Raw genomic sequence first — 25,261 nt, 5'->3', positions numbered from 1 at the left:
ATTGGTATGCGTCGCATCACTCGCGTCGATAGTGACGCCGACTGGCGGACTATCAGCGCTGCCGATAGCAGGCATCGGCAGTTTCGTCTGTGCTGATGCCGCGGCGGCTTCCTAGGGTGGAGCCGACCGCAACGGCGCGAGCGAGGTGGAGCCCCCATGTTCATGTACTTCCCGACCAACTACGTGTGGAGCATGGCGGCAGTGGCCTCGCTCAACTGCGGCGGCTACATCGACGAGGTGGACCGGGCCTGCAAGCCCGTGCTCGAGGCGTCCCGCAACGGCGACGACGTGGGCACCGACCTCCTCTACGCGTCGTGGGAGGCCGTCGCGGACCGCCTCATCGCCTCCGCCGAGCAGGACGTCGCGCGCGGACGGCTCATCGGCGCCGGCGACAAGCTCTACCGCGCGAGCCTCTACGTGTCGCAGGCCGAGCGCCTGCAGTCGCCCGAGTGGGACGGGCGCAACGCGGCATACCAGAAGTCGATCGACCTCCTGCTGAGGCACGTCGAGCTCTCGGGCGCGCCCGTCGAGACGGTCGAGATCCCGTTCGAAGGCGCCAGCCTGCCCGGCTACCTCTACCACGCGGACCCGGCGGCGCTCGCGCCGGGGGAGAAGCCGCCGGTGGTCATCCAGTGGAACGGGCTCGACTCGACCAAGGAGATGATGTACTACTCGCAGTTCCCGCAGATGCTCGCGCGGCGCGGGATCTCGACGCTCATGGTCGACACCCCCGGCTCCGGCGAGGCGCTGCGCATGCGCGGGCTCACCGCGCGGCACGACACCGAGGTGTGGGCCGCCGCGTGCGTGGACTACCTCGAGCCCAGGGACGATGTGGACGCCACCCGGGCGGGCATCGTCGGCTGGTCGCTGGGCGGGTACTACGCCCCCCGCGCCGCCGCGTTCGAGAAGCGCCTCAGGTTCGTGGTGGCGTGGGGCGCCAACCACGACTGGGCGGCCGTGCAGCGCCGGCGCGTGGACCGCGAGGGGGAGAACCCCGTGCCGCACTACTGGAAGCACGTGTTCTGGGTCTGGGACGCCGCGGACCTGGACGACTTCATGAAGAAGACCAAGGAGATGCACCTCGACGGGGTGGTCGAGCACATCACCGTGCCGTTCCTCATCACCCACGGTGCCAACGACCGCCAGATCCCGGTCGCCATGGCGCACCGCAGCTTCGAGCAGGCGGTGCACAGCCCCAAGCGCGAGCTCAGGGTCTTCGAGGACCCCGAGGGCGGCACCGAGCACATCTCGATCGACCACATGGCGTACGTCGCGGCTTTCATCGCCGACTGGATCGCGGAGACGGTGCCCGAGCTCGACGCGCTCGCGGTCGCGGCCGTGACCGTCGACGCGCAGCGGGGCTGACATGGGGAAGCTGTACCCCAGCGCCGCGGACGCGGTGCGAGACGTGGTGAGCGACGGGCAGACCATTGTGGTCGGGGGCTTCGGGCTCTCGGGCAACCCGACGGACCTCATCGAGGCGGTGCGCGAGTCGGGGGCGCGGGACCTCACCATCGTGAGCAACAACATGGGCGTCGACGGCAAGGGGCTGGGCATCCTGCTCGAGGCCGGCCAGGTGCGCAAGGTGGTCGCGAGCTACGTGGGGGAGAACCGCCTGTTCGCGGAGCAGTACCTGGCGGGCGCGCTCGAGGTCGAGTTCGCGCCCCAGGGCACGCTCGCCGAGCGCATGCGCGCCGGCGGAGCCGGCATCGCGGGCTTCTACACCCGCACCGGGGTCGGGACGCCGGTCGCGGAGGGCAAGCCGACGGCGCAGTTCGACGGCGTCGAATACGTCCTCGAGCGGGGCATCGTGGCCGACGTGGCCCTGGTGAAGGCGCATCGTGCGGACACGGCCGGGAACCTGCGCTACCGCTTCACGGCGCGCAACTTCAACCCGCTCGCCGCCATGAGCGGCCGGGTCACGCTGGTCGAGGCCGAGCACGTCGACCCGCATCCGCTGGACCACGACACCGTGGAGACGCCGGGGATCTTCGTGCAGCGCCTGGTGCGTTCCACGCCGCGCGTCAAGGACATCGAGCAGCGCACCGTGAGGGAGGCCTGACATGGCATGGACGCGCGAGGAGATGGCGGCCGTCGCCGCCGAGGAGCTGCGGGACGGGCAGTACGTGAACCTCGGGATCGGGATCCCGACGCTGGTCGCCAACCACCTGCCGCCGGGGGTCACCGTGACGCTGCAGAGCGAGAACGGCATGCTCGGCATGGGGCCCTTCCCCCACGAGGGCGACGAGGACGCGGACCTCATCAACGCAGGCAAGCAGACGGTGACGGTGCTGCCCGGCGGCAGCTTCTTCGACTCGGCGACGTCCTTCGCGATGATCCGCGGGGGGCACGTCGACGCCGCGATCCTGGGCGCGCTGCAGGTGTCCGCGGCCGGCGACCTGGCCAACTGGACCATCCCCGGGAAGCTGGTCAAGGGCATGGGCGGCGCGATGGACCTGGTCGCGGGCACCAAGCGCGTGGTGGTGCTCACCGAGCACGTCGCGAAGGACGGCAACCCCAAGATCGTCGAGACGTGCACCTTGCCCCTCACAGGCGTGCGCGTGGTGGATCGGATCGTCACCGACCTGTGCGTCCTCGATGTCGACGAGCGCGGGCTCGTGCTGCGACGGCTCGCCCCGGGGGTGACTGTCGCACAGGTCGCGGCTGCCACGGGGGCGCCGGTCCGCGTCGAGGTGGAGGAGGTCGCGTGAGCGTGGTCATCGCGGGCTACGCCCGCACGCCGTTCGTCAAGTACTGCGGCGTCTTCGCTCGGATCCCCGCGACCGCCCTCGGGGCGCATGCCGCCACGGCCGCGCTCGAGTGGGCGGGGATCGAACCGGGCCGGGTCGACCGGGTGGTCGCGGGGCAGGTCCTGCAGGGAGGCGCCGGGCAGAATCCCGCGCGCCAGGCCGCGGTCGGCGCGGGGTTGCCGATGCGGGTGCCCGCCTCGACGCTCAACGTGGTGTGCCTGTCGGGCACCGAAGCGGTCGCCCAGGGTGCGCGCCTCATTGCGGCAGGCGAGGCGGAGGTCGTGCTCGCGATCGGGCAGGAGTCCATGACGCTCGCGCCTCACGCGTACGTCGGCTCCCGGATAGGCGCTCGCTACGGCGCGATCGAACTGCTCGACACGATGGCCCACGACGGCCTCACCGACGCCTTCGAGCACCGCGCGATGGGCGCGTCCACCGAGGAGCACTCCGAGCGCTACGCGCTCACCCGCGAGGAGCAGGACGCATGGGCAGCCGAGTCGCATCGGCGCCTCGCGGCCTCCCTCGAGTTCCAGGCGGGCGAGATCGCACCGCTCACCCCGCCGCGGGCGAACGATGCGGTCGTCGCCGACGACGGCCTGCGCACCGAGACCACGGTCGAGTCGCTCGCGCGCCTCCGTCCCGCCTTCGGTGGTCGCGGCACCATCACCGCGGGCAACGCCTCGCAGATCTCCGACGGCGCGGCCGCGATCGTGCTCGCGCGTGAGGGACTGGTGGAGTCGCCGCTCGCGAGGATCCTGTCGTGGGCCCTCGTCGCGGGGCCGGACGTGTCGCTTCACCACCAGCCGGCCGCGGCGGCCGAGGCGGCGCTCGCGAGGGCCGGGCGGTCCGCCGCGGAGCTGGCGACGGCGGAGCTGAGCGAGGCCTTCGCGGCCGTCGCGCTCGCCTCGACCACGAGGCTCGGGCTGGACCCCCGCATCGTCAACCCCCATGGGGGTGCGATCGCGCTCGGGCATCCGATCGGCGCGTCGGGCGCGCGGCTCGTGGGTCACGCGGCGCGCAGCGTGGCGGGCCTTGGCCCCGGTGCGCTGGGCGTCGCGGCCATCTGCGGCGGCGGCGGTCAAGGGTCCGCCGTGGTGGTGGAGGCGCTCTAGCCGCGGCGCCTGCCCGCAGCAGGCGGCGGCTTTGTATCGATTCAATAACGGTCCTCTGTGCCGTGTGCGGACGGCTCCTCCGGTCATGCCCGAGGCGCGGTCGCCGGCGCCGGATCGCCGTGCGAATTGAAGCGCACAAAACTGCAGGTAGAGCCGCTGTGATCGGTCGCGGAAGCGCGTCAGAGCAGGGGTTTCGGCACTCGTTGAGCCCGTGGACGGTCCATCTGAACTCGCCTCGCAGACACTGTTGACAGGCCTGATGGCGAGCCCTATGGTCCCCAATGAAGCGCTTCAAAGTAGTGGCGTTTCTGATTCAAGGAGGAATCGTGAAGAAGTCCCTCATTCGTGGGCGCCGCGGTGCTGCCGCGTTCGCCCTGGTGGGCGCAGGTGCGATCGTTCTGACCGCATGCTCGGGTTCGTCGTCGCCGTCGTCGAGCGGTTCGGACGAAGGCTCGGGCGGCTCGGGCGAGTTCACCTACCTGGGCCAGATCCAGAACACCACCATCGCCACCACCCTGACTACCCTGTCGACCGGGGCCTGCTCCGCGGAAAACGAGGCAGCGACGCTCTCGGAGGACTCGATCGACAGCAGCACCTGGGACCAGCAGCTCCAGCTGCTCGCGGGCCAGGACGCTCTCGCGAGCATCTCGATGGCGCCGGGCACGCCGGCCCTCATGCAGGACTTTATCTCGTCGGGCAAGGTCGTCGACCTGTCCACCGAGCTCGACACGCTGGGCGTCTCCGACAAGGTCCTGCCCGCCGCGGCGTCGACCATCGAGGCGCTCTACGGCGCGGACGCGCTCTACGCGCTGCCCACCGAGTTCAACATCGAGGGCTTCTGGTACAACAAGCAGCTCCTCGAGGACAACGGCATCGACGTGCCCGCCACGTGGGACGACTTGGTCACGGCCGCCGGGACGCTCGACGCCGCCGGCGTGCAGCCGTTCGTCGCCTCGGGCGGCGAGGGCTGGCCCGTCACCCGCCTGGTCGGCGACTACATCTTCCGCGACCTGGGCGCCGACGCGCTGCAGAAGGTCGCCGACGGCGAGGCGAGCCTCACCGACCCCGAGTACGTGGCCGCGGCCGACGCGATCGCGGAGCTCGGCTCGGCCGGCTACTTCGGCGCCTCCCCGGGCACCGTCGACTACGACACCGCGATGAACCAGTTCCTCACCGGCGGCGGCGCGTTCTTCTACATGGGCTCGTGGGCCGTGTCGAACTTCAACGACCGGGAGCAGAACCAGATCGGTGCGGACAACATCGGCTTCATGCCGTTCCCGGAGGTCACCGGCGGCGCCGGCTCGATCGACGAGGTCCCTGCGAACGCGGGCGTGCCCGTGATGCTCTCGTCCGCGACGTACGGTGACGACACCGCCGCGTGGCTCAAGTGCATCGTCGAGAACTACGGCGACGTCGCGCTCGCCGACTCGGGTCAGGTCACCGGCTTCGCGGTCACCGAGGTCCCGGCCGACCAGCCGGAGCTCACCACGCTGGTGCAGGACACCATCGCGAACGCTCCCTCCTCCGTGCTGTGGTTCGAGGCGAAGTTCTCGGCCCAGGGCACCTCGGTGAGCCAGACCAATGGCGGCGCGCTCGCCTCCGGTCAGCTGTCCGGCGAGGAGTTCATGTCGCTGGTCCAGGCCGCCAACGAGGGCTGACCCCCTCCCGCTCCACCCCTCACCTACGTCCCGGCCCGTCGCGATACGTCCCGGCGGGCCGGGACGGCCCCCCACTCTGGAGAATCACCGTGGATTCCGTGTTCAAGGACCGCCGCGCGGCCCTGCTCATGATCGCGCCGGCGCTGCTCGTCTACACGCTGGTGATGATCGTGCCCATCTTCTGGTCGATCGGCTACACCACCCTCGACGGCAACGCCATCACCGGCTTCGAGTTCGTCGGCCTCGACAACTACACCCACTTCTTCCAGGACCCGGCCGCGATCGACGCGCTGTGGTTCACGGTCCGCTACGCCGTGCTGCTGACGGTCCTCCAGGTCGGCTGCGGCTACGGGCTCGCGCTGCTCTACGTCTTCTACCTGCGCCACAAGGCCTCGTGGGTGCGCACCGTGCTGTTCTTCCCGGTGGTCCTGCCAACGGTCGCCGTCGCGCTGATGTTCTCCAAGTTCTTCCAGGCCGCTCCCACCGACGGCCCGGTCAACACGATCATCACCGCGCTGGGCGGCTCGAGCGTGGACTGGCTGGGCGCCTCGAGCAGCGCGTTCTGGATCATCATCCTCATGGATCTGTGGCGGTCCATGGGCTTCTACGCCGTGCTGCTCTACGCCGGCCTGGTGGACATCCCCGCCGAGGTGCTCGAGTCGGGTCGCATCGATGGCGCGAGCGGCCTCACGCTGGTGCGCCGCATCGTCATCCCGCTGTCCCTGCCGGTGCTGCTGTCCTCCGTGATCTTCTCGATCAACGGCACATTGAAGGTGTTCGACACCATCGTCGCCCTCACCAACGGCGGGCCAGGCTCCGCGACCACCCCGCTCACGCTGTACATGTTCCGGACGTCCTTCGCCTACGGCGAGTACGGCTACGGCTCCACCATCGCGATGATGCTCACGCTGCTGTGCCTGCTGGTCACCGTGTTCATCTTCCGCTCGATGCGCCGCGACGTCACGAAGGGCTGATCATCATGACGACCACCACCACCCCGTCGGCTCCGACCGCCTCCTCCGCCTCGACCGCCGCCCAGGCACGCTCGCGCCGCGCCTCGCGCCTCAAGTCGCTGCGCCGCCTGCCCGGTCACATCGGGGTCGGCATCCTGCTGCTGCTCGTGATCTACCCGATGGTGTGGATCCTCCTCGGCTCCTTCAAGAGCAAGGACGAGTTTCTGTCCGAGCCGTTCTGGTCGCTCCCGAGCTCGTGGAACCTCGACAACTACGTGAGCGCCTTCGTCGACGGCGGGCTCGGGACGTACATCCGGAACTCCGTCGTCGCGGTGTTCCCCTCGCTCCTCATCATCATCGTCATCGGCGTCGCCGCGGCGTTCGCCCTCGAGATCCTGGTGTGGAAGGGCCGCGGCGCGGTGCTGCTGATGTTCCTCGCCGGCATCATGGTGCCCGCTCAGATGATCCTGCTGCCGCTGTTCACGGTGTACTTCAAGACCGGGCTGTCCAACTCGATGTGGCCGCTGGTGATCACGTACGTCGCGATCGGGCTCCCGCTCACGGTGTTCATGCTGGCCACCTACATGCGCTCCATCCCGCGCGAGGTGTTCGAGGCCGCGACCATTGACGGCGCGAACATCTTCCGGATGTTCTGGTCGATCGCGGTGCCGCTCACGCGCAACGCGATCTTCACGGTCGCCCTGGTGCAGTTCTTCTTCCTGTGGAACGACCTCCTGATCGCGCTGACGTTCGTCACCAAGGCGGACCTGCGCACCATCCAGGTGGGCCTGCTCAACTTCACGGGCCAGTACGGCGCGGTCGACTACGGGCCCCTGTTCGCGGGCATCTCGGTGAGCGTGTTCGGCACGTTCCTCCTGTACCTGTTCCTCAACAAGAAGATCATGGCCGGCCTCACGGCCGGCTCGGTGAAGGGATGAGCCGCGTCGTCGGCGTGCGCGCGGAGCTGCGCGCGGACGCCCTCGGCGTCGCCGTCCCTGCACCGCGCCTGTCCTGGCGGGTCGAGGACGCCCCGGCCGAGGCAGCGCAGGACGCGGCCGAGGTGCGGATCTCGCGTGGCGCCGACACCGCGACGCACCGTCACGACGGCGCCGAGCAGGTGCTGGTCGCCTGGCCCTTCGCGCCGCTCGCGTCCCGTGAGCGGGTCTCGGTGGCGGTCCGCGCGCTGGTGGCAGGGGAGTGGACCGCCTGGTCCGAACCCTTGCGCATCGAGGGGGCGCTGTACCGCGCCGAGGACTGGACCGAGCCGCTCGTAATCGCCTCCGCCGAGGCCGCGCACGAGCTCCGTCCCTCATACCTGCTGCGCGCCGCGTTCGCGCTCGACGAGGTCCCCCTCGCCGCGCGGCTCCACCTCACCTCGCACGGCGTCGCGGTGACCTCGCTCAACGGTGCGGCCGTCTCCGACGAGCACCTGGCGCCGGGATGGACCAGCTACCGCCACCGCCTGCGCCACCGTGTCCACGACGTCACCGCCGCCCTGCGTGCCGGCGACAACGTCATCGGTGCCGAGATCGCCGACGGCTGGTTCCGCGGCAACATCGGCTTCGACGGCGGCCTGTGGGACGTCTTCGGGCGCCATGTCGGGCTGCTCGCGCAGCTCGAGGTGACCGACGGCAGCGGCAAGACGCGCATCGTCCCCCTCGGCGGCGCGTGGCGCGTCGCATCCGGACCCGCGGTAGCCGCCGGGCTGTACGAGGGCGAGACGTACGATGCACGCCTCCTGCCCACGGGCTGGGACATGCCCGGCTTCGACGACTCGGCCTGGTCGCTGCCCGAGCTGCGACCCGTCGCCTCCATCGAGGGACGGCTCGAGCCCGCCATCAACGAGGCCGTCCGGCCCATCGAAACGCTCGCACCCGTGAGCGTCGAGCGGCGCCCCGACGGCCGCATCCGCCTCGACCTGGGTCAGAACATCTCCGGCGTGCTCCGCATCCGCGTCGACGCGCCCGCCGGGCACGCCGTGTCGCTCCACCATTCCGAGGTGCTCGAGGACGGTGCGCTCGGCACCCGTCCGCTGCGCCGCGCCGTGTCGATCGACACGTTCATCAGCGCGGGGGAGCCGGCGACCTGGTCGCCGCGCTTCACCATCCACGGCTTCCGCTACGCGGAGCTCGAGGGCTGGCCGGGCGAGCTCGCGCCCGATGCAGTCGAGGCGGTGGTCCTCCACACGGACATGGAGAGGCGCGGCTGGTTCGAGTGCTCGAATCGGGACCTCAACCGTCTTCACGAGAACACGGTGTGGTCCATGCGCGACAACTTCGTGGACCTGCCCACGGACTGCCCGCAGCGCGATGAGCGCATGGGGTGGACAGGCGACATCCAGGTGTTCGCCCCGGCAGCCGAGTTCCTCTACGGTGCCGACGGCGTGCTGACCTCCTGGCTGCGCGACGTCGCCGCCGAGCAGGGCCAGGACGGCTGGGTGCCGAACTTCGTGCCGTGGGTCGAGTGCGGCTTCCCGCGCGGCGCGTCCGCGGCCTGGGGCGACGCCGCCACCGTGGTGCCGTGGGTCATGTACCAGCGGCGCGGCGACCGGGGCGTGCTCGCGCGCCAGTGGGACTCGATGCGCGCGTGGGTGGACCACCTCGCGCTGCGGATCGGTGCGGACGACGTGGTCGAGGGATCCATGGAGCTGGGCGACTGGCTCGACCCCGCGGCCCCGCCCGAGGACCCGGCGGATGCGCGTACCGACCACTACCTGGTGGCGTCGGCGTACGCGGTGCGCTCCGCGCGCATCGTGGCCGCGACCGCGGCGCTGCTCGGGGACGATGCCGCGCAGGCCACGTACGAGGCGTTCGCCTCGCGCGTGCTCGCCGGGATGCGGCGCCGCTGGATCGACGACCTGTCGGTGCTGGCCGACGCCCCGACCGGGCTCGCGCTGGTCATCGAGTTCGACCTGGCCCGGGACGAGGACGAGCGCCTCCGCGCGGGCGGGCTCCTCGCCGAGGCCGTGCGGGCCGGTAGCCACCGCATCCAGACCGGGTTCGTGGGCACGCCGATCATCTGCGACGCGCTCGCCTCGACCGGGCACCTCGAGGACGCGTACGGGCTGCTCCTGCAGCGCGAGTGCCCCTCGTGGCTCTACACGGTGAGCATGGGGGCGACCACCATCTGGGAGCGGTGGGACTCGATGCTTCCCGACGGCTCCATCAACCCGGGCGACATGACGTCCTTCAACCACTATGCGCTCGGCGCCGTGGTCGACTTCATGCACCGCCAGGTCGCGGGCCTCGCGCCCGCCGCGCCCGGCTACCGCGAGGTGCTCATCCGGCCGCGTCCCGGCGGAGGCCTGACGTGGGCGCGGGCCCGTCACGTCAGCCCGTTCGGCGCGATCGCGGTCGGGTGGCGCGTCGAGGATGGCGAGCTGGTGGTCGAGGCCGAGCTCCCGACCGGGGTGTCCGGCGTCATCGAGCTCCCGGATGGCACGTCAGCGCGGGTCGCCTCGGGGTCGCACGAGCGCCGTTGCGCCCACCCGTCCGGCGTCCCCGGTGGCATCGCGCCGTCCTGGGCCGACTGAGACCGGGGAGGCCATACGATGAGCCGCATGACTGGCGGAGGTGCGAAGCGCACGAGCATCGCAGACGTCGCGAGGCTCGCACGTGTGTCCCAAGGCACCGTGTCCAACGTGCTCAACCATCCCGACCGCGTGTCCGCAGCGACCCGTGAGCGGGTCGAGGATGCGATCGCACGCCTGGACTTCGTCCCTCACGGCCCCGCACGCTCCCTCGCGGCGGGTTCGATGCAGGCGCTCGGCCTGATCCTGTCCGACCTCACGAACTCCCTGTTCGTGGACGTCAGCAGGGGGGTCGAGCGCATCGCCTCCGAGCACGGCGCGTTCGTGCTGATCGCGAACTCCGACACCGATCTCGCCCGCGAGCGCCAGTACCTGGCCAACTTCGAGGCGACGCAGGCGCTCGCGACACTGGTGACCATCAACGACGCGAGCCACTACCGGATGCTGGTCGCCCAGCACCGCTCGTCGCGTCCGCTGGTGTTCCTCAACTACCGCGGGGTCTCGGACTCCCACTGCACCATCGACATGGGCAACCGCGAGGGTGGCAGGCTCGCCGCGCGGCACCTCATCGAGACCGGAAGGCGGCGCCTTCTGGTGGTCGGCGGGCCCCTCGAGCTGCAGCCGGTCGCCGACCGCGTCGCGGGCTTCACGGAGGAGGCGCGCGCGGCCGGGCTCGACGTCATGTACGACCACGTCGACGAGCTCGACCGGTCGCACGGCTGGGCGCTGGGCCGGCGCATCGCGTCGCAGGTGGTCGCCGGCGACGTGGACGGCGTCTTCGCGGTCGCCGACCTGGTCGCCGCAGGCGTCGCCCAGGCGCTCGCCGCCGAGCCCGGGCTGGTCATCCCGCGCGATGTGGGCATCGTGGGCTACGACGACAACCGCGCGGCGTGGGACAGCCCCACGCCGCTCACCACCATCCACCAGCCGGGCGAGGAGCTCGGCGAGGCGGGCGCACGTATCGCGTTCGAGGAGATCTCGAACCCGCGCCACCAGCACCGCTCGGTGTCGCTCGACCCCGCGTTGGTGGTGCGCGGCTCGACGGTCGACTCGGGCGCATCGCTCGCGCGGTAGCCGCCGCGCCCGTCCACCCGCATCCGCAGGACCAGGGTCCCGCGCATCGTCCCCGAATCCTTGAAACGATTCAGGCATGGGCCCGGCGTCATTGCGGCAGACGGTCGCACGGTGGGTCCCGGAATGAGAGGTACGACGTGGCACATCGGATGATCTGGAATCAGACGGCGTACTTCGGTGCGGGGGCGATCGAGGTGATCCCGGGCGAGCTGGCCTCGCGGGGCTTCTCCAAGGCGTTCGTGGTGTCGGACAAGGTGCTGATCGAGACCGGCGTCACGGCCAAGGTGACCGCGCTCCTGGATGCGGCGGGCTTCCCGTACGAGGTCTACGACAACGTGCTGCCCAACCCGCCCATCGACAACGTGCAGGCCGGCGTCGAGGCGTTCAAGGCCTCGGGTGCGGATGTCCTCATCGCCGTCGGTGGCGGCTCGCCGCAGGACACGTGCAAGGCAATCGGCATCATCGTGACGAACCCCGAGTTCTCCGATGTCCGCTCGCTCGAGGGTGTGGCGCCGACCAAGAACCCGTGTGTGCCGATCATCGCGGTGCCCACCACCGCGGGCACCGGCTCGGAGACCACGATCAACTACGTGATCACCGACGTGGAGAACAATCGCAAGTTCGTGTGCGTGGACCCGCACGACATCCCGGTCCTCGCGGTCGTCGACGCCGAGATGATGGCCACCGCGCCCCGCGCGCTCAAGGTCGCCACGGGGTTGGACGCGCTCACGCACGCGATCGAGGGCTACACCACCAAGGGTGCGTGGGAGCTGTCCGACCTGTTCCACCTCAAGGCCATCCAGGTGATCGCGGCCTCGCTGCGCGCCGCCGCGGATGGCGACGCCGAGGCGATGGAGCGCATGGCTCTCGCGCAGTACATCGCGGGCATGGGCTACTCCAACGTCGGCCTCGGCATCGTGCACGCGATGGCGCACCCGCTCGGCGCGTTCTACAAGGCGCCGCACGGCGTGGCGAACGGCATCCTGTTGGCGCCCGTGATGGCGTTCAACGCGCCGCACACGGGCGAGAAGTTCCGCGACATCGCCGCGGCGTTCGGTGTCGAGAACGCGTACGGCATGCCGCTGGAGGAGGCCCGCGAGGCCGCCGTCGAGGCCGTGGCCCAGCTCGCGCGCGACCTGGGCAACCCGCTCACCATCGACGCGATCGGCGCCAAGGACGCGGACATCCCCGCCCTCGCGCAGGCCGCGTTCGACGACGTGTGCGCGGGCGGCAACCCGCGCGACACCACCGTCGCCGAGTTCGAGACGCTCTACCGCTCGCTCCTCGGCGTCTCGGTCGCCTGAGCCGGCATCCGGCGGCAGACCGATCTGGCCCCTGTCCCGCCCTCATGAGGGCGGGACAGGGGCTTCTCGCATCCGCGCGCGCCGCGCTCAGTGCTGCGGGTGCCGCGCGTGCGGGATCAGCTCGATGAGCCGGACCTCGAGCGGCTCGAGCACCGCGGACACCGTGAGCATCCCGGTCGGGTCGGTGTCGACATCGTTCACGATCATCTGGGGCACCGACACCTGACGGATGTAGGAGACCGCCTGCGGGTCGATCGCGGGCGCCCCCATCCGCAGCCAGGTGTCGAAGGCCGAGCCGTGGTCCGCGTTGATGACCTCCTCGCGCTGGCGGTAGCTGCCGGGGGCGAGACCCGTGAGCTCGAGCGAGAAATCCATGCGGCCCACCTCGGAGAACGGCGCGTAGCGCTCGAGGTAGGTCATGTCGTACCGCTCGCCCGAGGCGAACAGGTGCCCGAAGTGCTCGTAGTTGTAGAGGTAGATCTGCACATCGGCGTCGCTCGCGGTGACGAAGTACCCCTCGCCGGACGCGAGCAGACGGTCGCCCGCCCGCCGGAGCGCCGCGAACAGGTAGTAGTGCGGCTTCTTGACGCCGTTGTGGGTGAGCAGCCCGAGCCCGCCGTGGAACATGTCGTCGCTGGGCTGGAGCTCCTCGACCAGGTCGGTGAGCGTCCAGTACCCGAAGGAGTCGAGCTCGTCGTAGCTCTCGAGCAGGTTCTTCGCGAGGTAGCAGCTCTTGAAGGTGGTGTCGTTCAGCAGGTCGCGGTGGGACACCGTGAGGTTCCACTCGGTCATGTAGACGGGCATCCTCATGCCGCGGTCGCGCAGCATGAGCTTGAGCTGGCGGACCGTCTTGTGGAAGGTGTCCTGGTCCTTGTTGAGGCGCAGGCCGGCGGGCTCGGCGGGAGCGTGCTCCGCCAGCGTCGCGTGAGCGAAGTCGTTGTCGTAGAAGTGCACCGTGAGGAAGTCAGGCCGACACTCGTGGAGGTCCGCGTAGTCGAGGAACGCGAGCATCCAGTCCTTGCCCTGCGCGTAGGTGACGAGCATCGCGGGGCTGCCGAACGTGAGCTCCTCGCCGAAGCCCTTCACCGCCTCGTACGTCGCCTTGTAGAAGGCGTGGAACTGCGCATCGTCGTCGAAGCCGAAGAGCGTGGGGCCCGTGTCAGGCTCGTTCCAGGGGCTGAAGAGCCAGGTCGACACCTCGGCGTAGCCGTAGCGGTCGATCACGTGGCCGAGGAACGCCTGGACGAGCGCGACCCAGCTCTCGAGGCGCGCCGGCGGGCTCACGTTGAACGGCGCGGAGAACACCATGCGCTCGGGGATCGAGGCGAGCTCGAGGGGCATGAAGGACAGCTCCACGAACGGCTTGAGACCGATCGACAGCAGGAAGTCGAAGACCTTGTCGAGGAGCAGGAAGCTGTAGACCGGCTGACCGCCCTTGTCCTCGCGGTACACATGCATGTCGTCGCTGAACAGGCCGTGGAACTTGATGTACTCGAAGCCGACGTCGGACTGCCACTGCGCGAGCATCGTCCGCACCTCCTCGTAGAGGAGCTCCTTGGCGCGGCCGACGGTGGTGACCTTGCGGTAGGCGTGGTGCAGCGCGCGGCCGGGGGCCGTGGCATCGACCGGGTCGACCGCGACCACCTTCGCCAGGGGGTCGGCGTCGTAGGTGACGCCCACGTGGTCGGCGCTGTCCTCGGGGAGGTACTTGGCGAGCAGCCTCAGCGGGGTGTCGGGGGCGGGCTCCGCGGTGGTGGAGCGGCGGCCCTGGGCGTCGCGCTCCTCCCGCTTCTCGAGCTCGTCACGACGGTACTGGCTCGGCAGCACGCCGAACCGCTCCTTGAAGACCTTGACGAACGCGCGCGGGTCGCGGAACCCGTTGCGACGCGCGACCGTCTCGACGCTCTCATCGGTGGTGACCAGGTCGTCCACCGCACGGTCGAGCCGGAGCGCGTTGTAGTACGCGGAGAAGGTCATGCCCACGTTCTCCTTGAAGAACGCGGAGAGGTACGGGGCGGACAGGTGCTCGTGGTCCGCGACGTGGTTGAGCGTGAGGCCCTCGGCGTAGTGCTCGTCGATGTACCGGAGCAGGCTGCGCATGCGCGCACGATGCTTGTCGGACGCGGGGGAGGGGCCGGCGGGGCTCGCGACGAAGCTGCGGGTGAGCTCGTCGAGCAGCGAGTAGAGGAGCGCGCTGGTCTTGAAGCGGTTCTGCTCGTCCTCCGTCGCGTTCGCCTTGATGATGAGCGCCAGCAGGTGGAGCAGGGGGCGGAGGGCACGCGGGTTGGAGGCGGTGGCGGAGTTCACGCGGAACTCGACATCGTCGAGCGACTGGTCGAGGCGCCTGATGTCGATCCTCAGCGCGATCACCTGGAACGGGCCGTCGGATTCCAGCGCGACCAGGCTGCGGCTGTTCGCGAGGTACAGGCCCTCCGGCTCGAGCGTCGCCTCGTCCTCGTCCGCGACGATCGTGGGACGGCCGTGCACCACGAAGAACAGCTGCGCCTCGTCCCGTCGGGCGGGAGGGATGAGGCCGTCCGCCTCGATGAAGACCACCCGAGCGGGGACGGCGCGTGCGAGCACCACGAGCTCGCTCTCCGAGTACACCGTTCGCCCCTCCCTCGCCGTGTCCATCGACGGGAGATCAGCCTACAAAAGAGTGCAGCATGTCCGTGAGGTCGGAGAGGGGGTGCGTGACGTCCGGGTGCCCGGCCGCGGCGCCCAGGCCGAAGGAGGCGAAGCCTCCCCGGCGCGCGGCCTCGACCCCGTCGCGGGTCCCCACCACCACGGCGCAGTCGCCGGGCCGCAGCGCGAGGAAGTCGGCGGCGCGGAGGTACATCTCGGGGTCGGGCTCGGCATGCACGATATTCTCGCCGTCGGAGACGGCGTCGAACCGATCGCGCAGCCCCGTGCGCTCGAGCATCACGCGGGTGTTGCGGCTCACCGACGCGGCGGCGAGCCGCATGCCGCGGTCGCGGAGCGTGGCGAGGGTCTCGGCGACACCCGGGGTCACGTGCGCGGGGGAGAGGCCGCGGATCAGGTCGCGGTAGATGCCGTCGAGGTCGTCGGAGAGGAGCTCCTTCTCGGTCCGCGACACCTGCGTTGCGCCGAGGCCCAGGATCCTGTTGAGGCCGTCGTCGCGCGTCAGGCCGCGCAGGGACTCGTGCTGCTGGCGCGCGAACGGCACCCCGAGGCGGTCCGCGATCGAGAACCATGCCTGGTAGTGGAGGTCGTCCGTGTGGATCAGCACCTCGTCGACTCCGAAGATCACACCGCGCGGCGCGTTCATAGCCGGGTGTCCCAGCGGCCGCAGAAGGCGTCCACGGGCGAGGTGCCGGTGAACTCCGTGGCGCCCTGGAGAGCCGCGAGCACCGCGTCGAGCACCGCGGGCGACGAGCCGTAGGCGTTGATGTACGTGCGCACGCGGGGCACGTCCAGCAGGTGGTACGGGTTCTCGAGCGAGACGAAGACCGTGGGCACGGTCGGGACGTACGCCGGAACGTTGGCGCCCATGGGGGACGCCCACTCGATGCGCACCACCGTTTGGTTCGACTTGGTGGCCATGTTCGCCACGTAGACGATCAGGTCGTAGTTCTCGGTGATGTCGCTCGTCGGCGCGGCGAGGCCCTCCCAGCCGCCGCCCGGCACGAACCGGTCGACCTGGTGGCCGGCCTCCTCGAGCATGGTGACGAAGCGGTCGATGGTGCCGGCCTTGCCGCCGTTGCCGAAGTCGTTCTCGCCCTGCTCGAGGTCGTAGACCATGACACGCGGGTAGCGCTCGGCGGAGATCGGCAGCACGCCGGGCTCTTCCTTGACCAGCGTGATGGACTCGGCTGCGACGGTCTCGGCCACGCGCGCGGCGTCCGCGGTCGCGATCCGCTCTGCGGCATCGGCCAGCGGCAGGTTGTCGGACGTGTGGAGGCCCAGCGACGCCTTGAGCGCGAGGATGCGGGTGACTGCCTCGTCGAGGCGCTGCGGCGTGATGACCCCGTTCGCGAGGCCCTCGCGCATGAAGGCGAAGTCCTCCTCGAGGTTCTTGGTGAAGAGGAACATGTCACAGCCGGCGGCGATCACCCGCGGCACCGCGTCCCGACGGGGGAGGACGGTCGCCATGCCCGCCATGGTGGTGGAGTCGGAGACGATGAGCCCGTTGAAGCCCAGGCGCTTGCGCAGCAGGTCGTTCAGCAGCTCCGGGGCGACGATGCCCGGCATGATGTCCGCGTCGGCGATGCCGGGACGCAGCGCGCGGCTGTACTCCGGAAGCATGATGTGCCCCACCATGACGGTCTTGGTGCCCGCCTCGATGCCGGCACGGTAGACCTCGCCGAAGCTGGCCTCCCACTCGTCGACGCCCATGGTGTTGACGGAGGCGAGCAGATGCTGGTCGCGCTCGTCGACCCCGTCGCCGGGGAAGTGCTTGACCGATGCGGCCACGCCTTGGGCTTGCAGCGCCTCGACGTACGCCGTGGTCGCGGCGGCCACCGCCTGGGCGTCCGCGCCGAACGTGCGGGTGTTGGTGATGGGGTTGCGGAAGTTCAGGTCGATGTCGGACACGGGCGTGAACGCCCAATTGATGCCGACGGCGCGGGCCTCCCGGCCGATCACCTCCGCGGCCTCGCGGATGCGGTCGGTGCTGCCGGTGGCGCCGAGTGCCATGTTGCTGCCCACGTGGGTGGCGCCGATCAGGGTCTGGTCGGCGCCACCCTCGAGGTTGGCGGAGATCAGCAGTGGGACGTCGGCGCACTGCTGAAGGGTGGTCACCGCGGCGGCGGCCTCATCGATCTCCATGGTGCGCAGCATGACGCCGCCTACGTGGAGCCCCCGGGTGAGGTAGTTCAGGTAGCCCGGGTCGTTCGTGTACGTGATGAGGCAGAAGAGCTGGCCGAGCTTTTGCTCGTCGCTCATGCCGGTCAGGGTGGAGGAGACCCAGGCGGCATCGTCCGCGCCGAGCGAAAATGGCGCCGCGGTGAGGTCGATCATGTCAGCGGGCTCCTGCGCCGACTGACTCGAGGGAGGTCGGCTCCGACGGTGCCGCGCCCTTGCCGGCCTTCATCCGGCGCCACCAGCGGGTGACGCGCTCCTCGTTGCTGAGGAAGATGAGGAAGGCCACGAGCAGCAGCGCCGTGATCAGGGACTGCTCCGCGGACGTCATTCGGAGCGCCGAATAGCCGAGGCCGATCACCGACATGGACAGCGCGCCCAGCAGGTACCCGAGCTTGTCGTTCGAGAAGCGGCCGATGTAGCCGCCGACGAACATCGGGAGGAACGCGGTGAACATGATGCCGATGGTGGAGAAGTTGATGCTTCCGGCCTCGATGAGGCCCTTGCTCGACGCCTGGATCAGGCCGACCATACCCATGAGGGCGCCGGAGACCGCGTAGGTCCTGATCGCGTTGCCCTTCTCCTTGACTCCAGCGGAGACTGCGGCGGACTGGCCGGTGATGAGCGACCGGTAGTCGGAGCCGAAGCGCGAGCGGTCGAAGACCATGTAGACGGCGAACAGCGCGACGATGATGACGGCGATCATGGCCGTGAGGCTCTTGCCGAATGACACCAGCTCCGGGTACTGCGTGAAGCTGATGTTCGCGCCGCCCGTGATGGTGAAGGCGAAGCCTTCGTACAGGAGCGTGACGCCCAGCGAACTCACGAGCGGCGAGATGCGCAGCGTCGTGTAGAGGAAGCCGGAGAACGCGCCGAGCAGCGCGCCGGCGACCAGGGTGATCGCGGCCATCGCGGGGAAGCCCCCGCCGTAGGTGATCGCGATATGGGCGCCGATGGTGCTCGAGGCGAGCGCCATCGCGCCCAGCGAGAAGTCGAAGCGCCCGCTGTTGAGGTTGATCGCGAGAGCCATGGTCGTGAGCATCGTCACCGCGGTGGTGCGAGCCAGGATCAGCAGGCTGTCACCCGAGCTGAACAGGGAGGCACCGTCGATGGCGGCCAACGCCCACACGACTGCGAACACCCCGACCGGGATGATCAAGGTTCCCGTGGTCCGTTGCATGAAGCTACCCATCTTCGGTGCCTCCCTGTCCTTTCTTAGAGATGTGTCAGCCGGCGAGGTCGGCGAACGTGTACTTGCTCACGAAGTCCGCGAACTCGTCGAACGTCGCACCCTGGGCGATGAACGGAGTCAGCGTGTCGGCGTCGTAGACAGGCGTCTCGACGTTGTCGGCGTCGATGATCTCCTGGAACTCCTCGGCCGAGGTTGCGGTCCAGTAGCCCTGGCTGAGCGCGAAGGCCGAGCCGTCTTCGGTGCGGTACGGCTCGCCCACGACGGCGGAGTAGGTGGCGGCGAAGATCGGGCCGTTGATCGAGGTGAACTTGCCGGCAAGGTAGCCGAGCGTGCCGTTCTCCATCGCGGCCAGGTTGTCCTCGGTGTAGGCATCGATGTCGCCGATCTGGATGCCGGTGCCGTCGACGGCGGAGCCGAGGATCGCGTTGCCGGTGCCCACTGCGAGGATCGCGTCCGGGCTCGCACCCACCATGTCCGCCATGCTGGCCTGCCACGCGGCGTCGAAGTCCCAAGTCTCGAGGTAGCCCGTGAGCTCGTAGACGTCGGACTCGAAGTCGCCGATGTTGATGGTGCCGTCGGCGTAGATCTTGCCCAGGATGTCGCCCATCTCGGTGGCGCCGCCGTACGACGTGGTCGGGTCCTCCGCGAGCGCGGCGAGCATGCCAGCGGCACGGTAGATGTGCATCTCCAGGTAGTAGGGGATGCCGCCGCCGAAGATGCCGAAGGACGTGTCACCCTCACCGATGAAGTACTGGGCCATGTCGTAGCCGGCCTGGTACTCGGTCATGACGTCGGGGCCGATCGCGCCGACGTAGTACTCGTAGTCCTTGAAGGTCTCGTACTCCTCCTCGGACAGCGCACCCGTGGCCACCGCGTAGTAGATGCCGGCGTCCTCGGCCATGTCGAGCTGCGTCGGGCGGTCAGCCGACGCGAACGAGATGACGGCCTCGCAGTTGTTCGCGATGAAGCCCTCCATCGCGGTCTTCTCGGCCTCGGCGTCGGCGAGCTCGTCCGAGTAGACGAACTCGACCGGGAACTCGCTCGCGACGTACTGGGTGTAGTAGTCGCGGAAGCTGAGCGCCTCGGAGGAGGTCACGTCAGCAACGAGCACGCACATCTTGACGGACTCGAGGGCAGCGGCGTCGCCATCCGCGTCGGGGGACCCGGAGGCCTCCGGGGACGCGGTGCTGCTGCACGCGGCGAGCACCAGGGTGGTGCCGACGGCGGCGGCGGTGCCGGCCACGGTCTTGCGTGTGATTCTCATGATCTTCCCTTCATTGGGTGAGTACTGCGCTTGGTGAGGTACTGCGTGGGGAGGAGGGGTCTTGGGGGTCAGCGGGGAAGCACCTTGGTGCGGAACCCGGAGGCTGCGAGCCAGACGACCGCGAGGAACAGGACGGCGCGCACCATCTGCGCGATGCCCGCACCGCCGGCCATGCCCTGGAGCATGATCGCCATGGTCTGATTGAGCAGCGCCATCGAGATGCCACCGATGATCGCCGCGTAGATGCGGCTGCGCGGGCCGCCGGAGATGACCATGCCGCCGAACACCATCGCGACGAGGATGTTCATCCCGATGTCGGAGGCGCTGGTGACGGTCAGCGTGGGCGTGCGCAGCACAGTGAGGAACGCGCCGAGGCCCACGCCGAGGCCGGCGATGCCGAAGGCGGCGATGGCGGTGAGCTTCATCGACACGCCGGTGAGCTTGGCTGTGATCGGGTTGCCGCCGATGAGCTTCTCAACACGGCCCAGGCGCGTGTAGTTGAACAGGAAGACGCACAGCGCGATGAAGACCGCCGCGACGATGAGCTTCACGGTCAGGGTGTCGTACTCGCGGGCGAAGGAGCGATCGACGCGGATCTGCGCGCCGCCCGTGGTCTGGACGAGCGCGGAGGCGACCGCGCCCAGCACGGAGAGCATCGCGACGGTCGTGACGAAGACCGGCAGGTTGAACACGGCGGCGAGCGTGGCGCTGATGAGCGACGTGACCACGGCGGTCAGGACGGCGGCGCCGAGCATGAGCCAGAGGCTTCCCGTGGCGTTGTGCACGAGCCCGGCAACCATCGCCGCGACGAGCGTCGACGCGCCGAGGCTGATGTCGAACGAGCCCATGGCGAAGATGAAGATCGCGCCGGTCGCGATGATCACGATGATCACGGACTGGTTGATGAGCGTCTCGAGGGCGTAGCTCATGTTGGTGCCGCTCGAGGTGCCGACGACCACGAACGCGATCGCGAGGACCGCGAGGCCGATGAGCGGAGCGAGGTCCGCGAAGAGCTTGCTGCGGCGGGCCTTGGACGCAGCCTTGGCCTCCGCCTTCGCGGTCGACTCGGCCTTGTCGGCCGCCTTCGCGGTCGCGTCGTTCCTGGTGTCGACGGGCACGTCGGTCTCCTTGCTGACGTCAGTGGGGTTCAGATCATGCATTCGATGATCTCCATCTCGTTGAGGTCGGCATTGCGCTCGAACTCGCGCACCACACGACCGTCCTTCATGATCAGGAGGCGGTCGCTCATGCCCATGAGCTCGGTCATCTCCTCGGAGATGAGGACCATCGCCTTGCCCTCGTCCTTGAGCTGCGTCATGAGGCGGTACATGGCCTGCTTGACGCCCACGTCGACGCCGCGTGTCGGGCAGTCGAGGATCAGCACCTCGGTGCCGCATGCGATCCACTTGCCGAAGACGACCTTCTGCTTGTTGCCGCCCGACAGGGTCGAGACGATGGTGCCGGCGCCGGGCGCCTTGATCTCCAGCGTGTCGATCGGCTCTTGGACGTAGGCGTTCTCCGCGCCCTTGGTGATGAGGCCGCCACGGCCCTTGCCGATGAGGCGCAGGCCGGCGCTCGCGATGTTGTCGCGGATCGACGCGGCGAGGCTGAGCGACTCGGTGTCGCGGTCCTTCGAGACGTAGCCGAGCGAGTGGCGCACGGCGCGGCGCTCGTTGGTGATCTTGACGCCGCGGGAGACGACCTCGCCCGACTCGAGCGGAGCGGCGCCGAACAGCGCCTTGCCGAGCTCGTGCATGCCGCAGTGGCTGAGACCGCCGATGCCGATGATCTCGCCGCTGCGGACCTCGATGCTCACGTCCTTGAGCTTGTCCTCGAGGTTGAGGCCCGTCGCCGACAGCCAGACCTCGTCGTTGGACGTGGCCTTGTTGTCCTCGCGGTAGTAGTGGCCCTCCATCGAGCGGCCGATCATCGCGGCGCGGATCGCGCCCTCGTCGAAGTCTTCCTTGTCGAACGTGCAGATGATGTCGCCGTCGCGCAGTACCGTGAGGCGGTCGCAGACGGACATGATCTCGTCGAGGTCGTGGGAGATGAAGACCACGGCGCCGCGCGTCTTGTGCGCGTCCATCGCCTTGTAGAGGAGGTCGCGTCCGTCCTGGGCGAGCGCGGTCGTTGTCTCGTCGATCACCACCACCTTGGGCTCGTACATCATGACGCGAGCCAGCTCCACGAGCTTGCGCGTCTGGAAGTCGCACGCGCCCGCGGGGATCGCGGGGTTGACGCCCTCCACGCCGATCGCCTCGAGCGCTGCGGCCGCCTTCGCGTACATGGCGCGGCGGTTCACGATGCCGAGGCGGCTGAACTGGCCGGTCTCGCCGAGGAAGAGGTTCTCGGCGACGGTGATGCCCGGCACGGTCCCGCTCTCCTGCACGACCATGCCGATGCCGTTCGCGAGGGACTCGTTGACCGTGGCGGGGGCCCACGGGCCGCCCTCGAAGATCATGGTCCCGCTGTCGGCAGGCTGGCTCCCGGCGATGATCGACGTGAGGGTCGACTTGCCCGACCCGTTCTCGCCGATCAGGCCGTGGATCTCGCCGTCGCGGAGCTCGAAGTCGACGTTCTTCAGCGCGCGAACCACGCCGAAGCTCTTCGACATATCCGTCACCGTGAGTACGACGTCGTTCGTCACTGTGCAGCCTCTCTGCTGTCATGTAGAGCTATCGACCACGAAGTTACGTGCGGGTTACGGCCGCCCTCAACGAGCATCGGTAAGGCATTCGACGGGATGAATTGCTGGCGGAACCCGCCTTGCGGGGTGCTCAGAGTGAGGATTGAGTAATAAGTTGCACCCCGCACCGGAGCGGCATATGAAGAAAATGAGGTACGGCCGCGACCTGCTCCTTTCCTTGTGATCGTGCCTGGCGAAGGCCTCATGGTGCGCCCTTCCCGCCTCGTGAGCGCCAGGCCCTGGGCATGCAGAAGGCCCGCACCCCTCGAGGGGGTGCGGGCCTTCCGATCCGCGGCGGGGGGAGCTACGAGAGCCAGGGGGAGTCGATGTCGAACGTCGTGGCGACGTCCTTGATCTCCTGCTTGGTCAGGCCCTCGGCGCGGCCGCCCGCGACGATGTCCATGTACTCGTACTTGGCGCCGGTCTCGGCGTACTCGACGCGGTCCACGGCACGGTAGACCGAGATGTCCGAGCGGGACATGGTGCCGTGCTTGGACCACAGCGTGATCTCGAACTCGCGCAGGCCCTCGACGTTCGCGGTGCCCATCTCCTCGGAGCCCGGGATGAAGAACGGCAGCACGGCGATGCCCTGCGAGAGGGAGACGATGCTCTCCGGCTCCCAGCGCAGGATCGCGCTGTTCATGCGTGCGGTGTCGCGGTACGCGGGGATGTGCGACAGGTAGGTGAGGTGCGGCGGCTGCGCGTGCACCACGGCCTGGAAGTCGATGCCGCGACGCGACACCTGGTCCTGGTGGACCGCGAGGTGGGAGTTGAACTCGGAGGTGAGGCGCGCGAACTTGCGGGTGTTCGACGTGTAGAGCGTGCCGGTGAGGCCGTCGGCGTGGATCTTGACGGCGCCGATCGCGGCGAGGGGCTCCTGCTCGATCTGGCGCAGGCGGCGGCCGGAGCCGGTCGCGAGCACCGTGCCGCCGGCGAGGGCCGGTGCGGGAACGGGGAGGGCGATCTCCTCGGCGTTGGGGAAGTGGCGGCGCACCTCGACGTCCCAGCCCATGTAGACCGAGATGTTGCCGGCGCCTGCCTCCGATGCGTCGATCTCGCAGATGCGGGCGCCGCACTCGCCGATCTGCTCGATGATCTCATCGAGCGTGGGCTTCGGGTGGTCAACGGACACGGGGATCCTCCTGGTTGTTGGGACGCGACTGCTGCGTTGCGCCGTAGCTGGACCGGATGAAACGATTCAACCATGGTTTCGCCGCACGGATTGCGCCTTAGGTCCCAGCTCTCGGGGAACAGTGCCGGGGAGCCCACGGCAGCGTTCGCATCGTCACTTTTCGGGACTTCTGCGTACTGCCCCACGCATGCGCCGGGGGACAATCGTGGGGGAGAGCCTCGCCAGCCGGGCTCCGTCCGGGGACGATGCGCCGCGGTCGGCGGCGTCGCGGCGCCCGGCGCGAGCCCTCGAGCTTCGCTCGGGAGCCAGGGGTGCCGGTCGCGATTTGACAACATTTGTCTGCGGCTCCCACAATCAGTCGAACTTGAAGCGCTTCAAATCGGAGCGCGGGGCCAACGCGAAGCCGCGAGCCCATGAGAAGAGGAATCAACGATGAGTCTCACCTCAACCGACCGCATCCCTGGACGAATCTGGTATCGCACCGCCGTCGCGGGCATGGCGTCCTACCTCGATGCCGCCGCGATCGTCTCGACCGGCACCGCCTTGGTCCTGTATACGGACGTGTTCGGGCTGAGCGCGGGCCAGATCGGCCAGCTCTCGTTCATCCTGACGTTCCTCATGGCCTTCGGCGCGTTGTTCGGCGGCCGCCTGGCGGACCGTTACGGACGCAAGCGGGTGTTCCTCGCGACGATGAGCCTCTACATCGTCGGCGCAGCGATTCTCGCGCTCGCGCCGTCGGTGACGTTCCTCTACATCGGCATGATTCTGCTCGGTTTCGCTGTCGGGGCCGATCTGCCTGCGTCTCTCGCGATGATCGCCGAGGAGGCACCCCCTCAGCATCGCGGCAAGCTCATCTCCTTCTCGCACATCCTGTGGCTCGTCGGTGTGTTGGCTTCCCAGCTGCTCGGCATGGTCATCGGAGGCATGGGCGAGACAGGCGGGCGCATCGTCTATGCGCACGTCCTGATCCTCGCCGTCGTCACTCTGGTGCTCCGCGCGAGCATGCCCGAGTCGAAGAAGTGGCAGGCGCAGCACGATGCTGCCGGGGTGAGCGCCTCGTCCGACATGGACATGGGCACGATCAAGCGCCTCGTCTCCGGCCCGTACCTGCGCCCCATGGTCGCGGTCGCGGTCTTCTATGCGCTCGTCAACATCGGTGCCAACACGGGTGGTCAGTTCTCGACTTACATGTACGTGGAGCTCGCGGGCTCGACCGTGTCCTTCGCCTCGATGGTCGGCTTCGTCACCTTTCTCATCGCGTTCGCCGCGACCTATTTCCTGATGCGCATCGTCGACGGAGCCAACCGCATGAAGTGGTTCGCCGGCATGGCGGTGCTGTACTCGGCCGGCTATCTGATCCCCGTGGTCTTCGGCGTGAACGTGCTTCCGCTGGTCCTCATGGCCGCGATCGGCAACATCGCCGGCGCCGTCGCTGGCGAGCCCATGTTCAAGGTATGGGCGCAGGAGCTGATCCCCACCACGTACCGCTCGACCGCGCAGGGCTTCATGATCTTCTTCACCCGCGTGGTGGCGGCCTTCGTGGCGCTGTGGACCCCGACGCTGCTCGAGATCAGCCCGAACGTGCTCTTCGTGTTCGTCGCCGCGTGCATCGCGGTGGGCGGACTGCTCGGCGTGTTCTACATCAACAAGTTCCCGAGGGTCGCCGACACCGAGGACGACGTGGATGCGGCCGAGGGCGCCGTCAAAGTCGAGGCACTCGACGTCCGCTGATCCCGCAGCACCACTGAGTACCACCCTGCACCACCCGCAGCATCCGAGGAGTACC

Annotated in this window: 19 protein-coding genes; 11 read left to right on the top strand and 8 right to left on the bottom strand. The window is 69.0% G+C overall.

The window, feature by feature from the left end; all coding sequences use genetic code 11:
* Positions 1-156 precede the first annotated feature (156 nt).
* The 10 genes from AOM00_RS03445 to fucO all read left to right on the top strand — a co-directional run bounded on the left by AOM00_RS03445 (position 157) and on the right by fucO (position 12,380).
* The gene (locus AOM00_RS03445; RefSeq protein WP_062316004.1) at positions 157-1,365 is read left to right on the top strand and encodes an alpha/beta hydrolase family protein; all 1,209 of its coding nucleotides are present in this window, start codon (positions 157-159) and stop codon (positions 1,363-1,365) included.
* A 1-nt stretch (position 1,366) separates the two neighbouring features.
* Positions 1,367-2,062 carry a CoA transferase subunit A gene (locus AOM00_RS03440; RefSeq protein WP_062516453.1) on the top strand — a complete coding sequence of 232 codons (696 nt, stop codon included), beginning with the start codon at positions 1,367-1,369 and terminating at the stop codon, positions 2,060-2,062.
* A 1-nt stretch (position 2,063) separates the two neighbouring features.
* The gene (locus AOM00_RS03435) at positions 2,064-2,711 is read left to right on the top strand and encodes a 3-oxoacid CoA-transferase subunit B (RefSeq protein ID WP_062316008.1); all 648 of its coding nucleotides are present in this window, start codon (positions 2,064-2,066) and stop codon (positions 2,709-2,711) included.
* A complete protein-coding gene (locus AOM00_RS03430; RefSeq protein ID WP_062316010.1) occupies positions 2,708-3,862 on the top strand; it encodes an acetyl-CoA C-acyltransferase in 1,155 nt (384 codons plus the stop codon). The genes AOM00_RS03435 and AOM00_RS03430 overlap by 4 nt, the downstream gene beginning before the upstream one ends.
* A gap of 326 nt (positions 3,863-4,188) precedes the next feature.
* The gene (locus AOM00_RS03425) at positions 4,189-5,520 is read left to right on the top strand and encodes an ABC transporter substrate-binding protein (RefSeq protein ID WP_228372999.1); all 1,332 of its coding nucleotides are present in this window, start codon (positions 4,189-4,191) and stop codon (positions 5,518-5,520) included.
* Between the two features lie 89 nt (positions 5,521-5,609).
* Positions 5,610-6,494: a carbohydrate ABC transporter permease gene (locus AOM00_RS03420; RefSeq protein WP_062516452.1), complete on the top strand. Its 885-nt coding sequence runs from the start codon at positions 5,610-5,612 to the stop codon at positions 6,492-6,494.
* 5 nt (positions 6,495-6,499) lie between these two features.
* The gene (locus AOM00_RS03415) at positions 6,500-7,411 is read left to right on the top strand and encodes a carbohydrate ABC transporter permease (protein WP_062316013.1); all 912 of its coding nucleotides are present in this window, start codon (positions 6,500-6,502) and stop codon (positions 7,409-7,411) included.
* Positions 7,408-10,005, top strand: coding sequence for an alpha-L-rhamnosidase (locus AOM00_RS03410; protein ID WP_062316016.1), 2,598 nt, complete (start codon positions 7,408-7,410; stop codon positions 10,003-10,005). Before AOM00_RS03415 ends, AOM00_RS03410 begins: the two co-directional genes overlap by 4 nt.
* A gap of 27 nt (positions 10,006-10,032) precedes the next feature.
* The gene (locus tag AOM00_RS03405) at positions 10,033-11,076 is read left to right on the top strand and encodes a LacI family DNA-binding transcriptional regulator (protein WP_062316018.1); all 1,044 of its coding nucleotides are present in this window, start codon (positions 10,033-10,035) and stop codon (positions 11,074-11,076) included.
* A 149-nt stretch (positions 11,077-11,225) separates the two neighbouring features.
* On the top strand, positions 11,226-12,380 hold the full coding sequence (gene fucO, locus AOM00_RS03400) for a lactaldehyde reductase (RefSeq protein WP_267127708.1): 1,155 nt from the start codon (positions 11,226-11,228) through the stop codon (positions 12,378-12,380).
* Positions 12,381-12,467: 87 nt separating this feature from the next.
* Here the strand turns inward: fucO and AOM00_RS03395 are convergent, their stop codons facing one another.
* From AOM00_RS03395 to AOM00_RS03360, 8 genes are all read right to left on the bottom strand, one after another.
* Entirely contained in the window at positions 12,468-14,987 is a 2,520-nt protein-coding gene (locus AOM00_RS03395; RefSeq protein WP_062516450.1) for a GH39 family glycosyl hydrolase, read from the bottom strand.
* Between the two features lie 37 nt (positions 14,988-15,024).
* A complete protein-coding gene (locus AOM00_RS03390) occupies positions 15,025-15,669 on the bottom strand; it encodes an HAD-IA family hydrolase (RefSeq protein WP_062316023.1) in 645 nt (214 codons plus the stop codon).
* A complete protein-coding gene (locus AOM00_RS03385; protein WP_062516449.1) occupies positions 15,666-17,360 on the bottom strand; it encodes a glycoside hydrolase family 3 protein in 1,695 nt (564 codons plus the stop codon). The genes AOM00_RS03390 and AOM00_RS03385 overlap by 4 nt, the downstream gene beginning before the upstream one ends.
* Position 17,361: 1 nt before the next feature.
* On the bottom strand, positions 17,362-18,393 hold the full coding sequence (locus AOM00_RS03380) for an ABC transporter permease (protein WP_082096506.1): 1,032 nt from the start codon (positions 18,391-18,393) through the stop codon (positions 17,362-17,364).
* Between the two features lie 34 nt (positions 18,394-18,427).
* Positions 18,428-19,657: a type 1 periplasmic-binding domain-containing protein gene (locus tag AOM00_RS03375; RefSeq protein ID WP_156159011.1), complete on the bottom strand. Its 1,230-nt coding sequence runs from the start codon at positions 19,655-19,657 to the stop codon at positions 18,428-18,430.
* Between the two features lie 68 nt (positions 19,658-19,725).
* Complete coding sequence (locus tag AOM00_RS03370; RefSeq protein ID WP_062516528.1) at positions 19,726-20,775, bottom strand: ABC transporter permease; 1,050 nt, start codon at positions 20,773-20,775, stop codon at positions 19,726-19,728.
* A 29-nt stretch (positions 20,776-20,804) separates the two neighbouring features.
* Entirely contained in the window at positions 20,805-22,304 is a 1,500-nt protein-coding gene (locus AOM00_RS03365; protein ID WP_082096500.1) for a sugar ABC transporter ATP-binding protein, read from the bottom strand.
* A gap of 343 nt (positions 22,305-22,647) precedes the next feature.
* Positions 22,648-23,475: a class II aldolase/adducin family protein gene (locus AOM00_RS03360; RefSeq protein ID WP_062516447.1), complete on the bottom strand. Its 828-nt coding sequence runs from the start codon at positions 23,473-23,475 to the stop codon at positions 22,648-22,650.
* A 432-nt stretch (positions 23,476-23,907) separates the two neighbouring features.
* On the opposite strand from AOM00_RS03360, the gene AOM00_RS03355 reads away from it, so the two are divergent.
* On the top strand, positions 23,908-25,206 hold the full coding sequence (locus AOM00_RS03355; RefSeq protein WP_082096498.1) for an MFS transporter: 1,299 nt from the start codon (positions 23,908-23,910) through the stop codon (positions 25,204-25,206).
* Positions 25,207-25,261 lie beyond the last annotated feature (55 nt).

This window comes from Demequina gelatinilytica (assembly GCF_000971115.1).
In the GTDB taxonomy this organism is placed as follows: Bacteria; Actinomycetota; Actinomycetes; order Actinomycetales; family Demequinaceae; genus Demequina; species Demequina gelatinilytica.
This window is presented reverse-complemented; position numbering and strand designations above follow the sequence as displayed.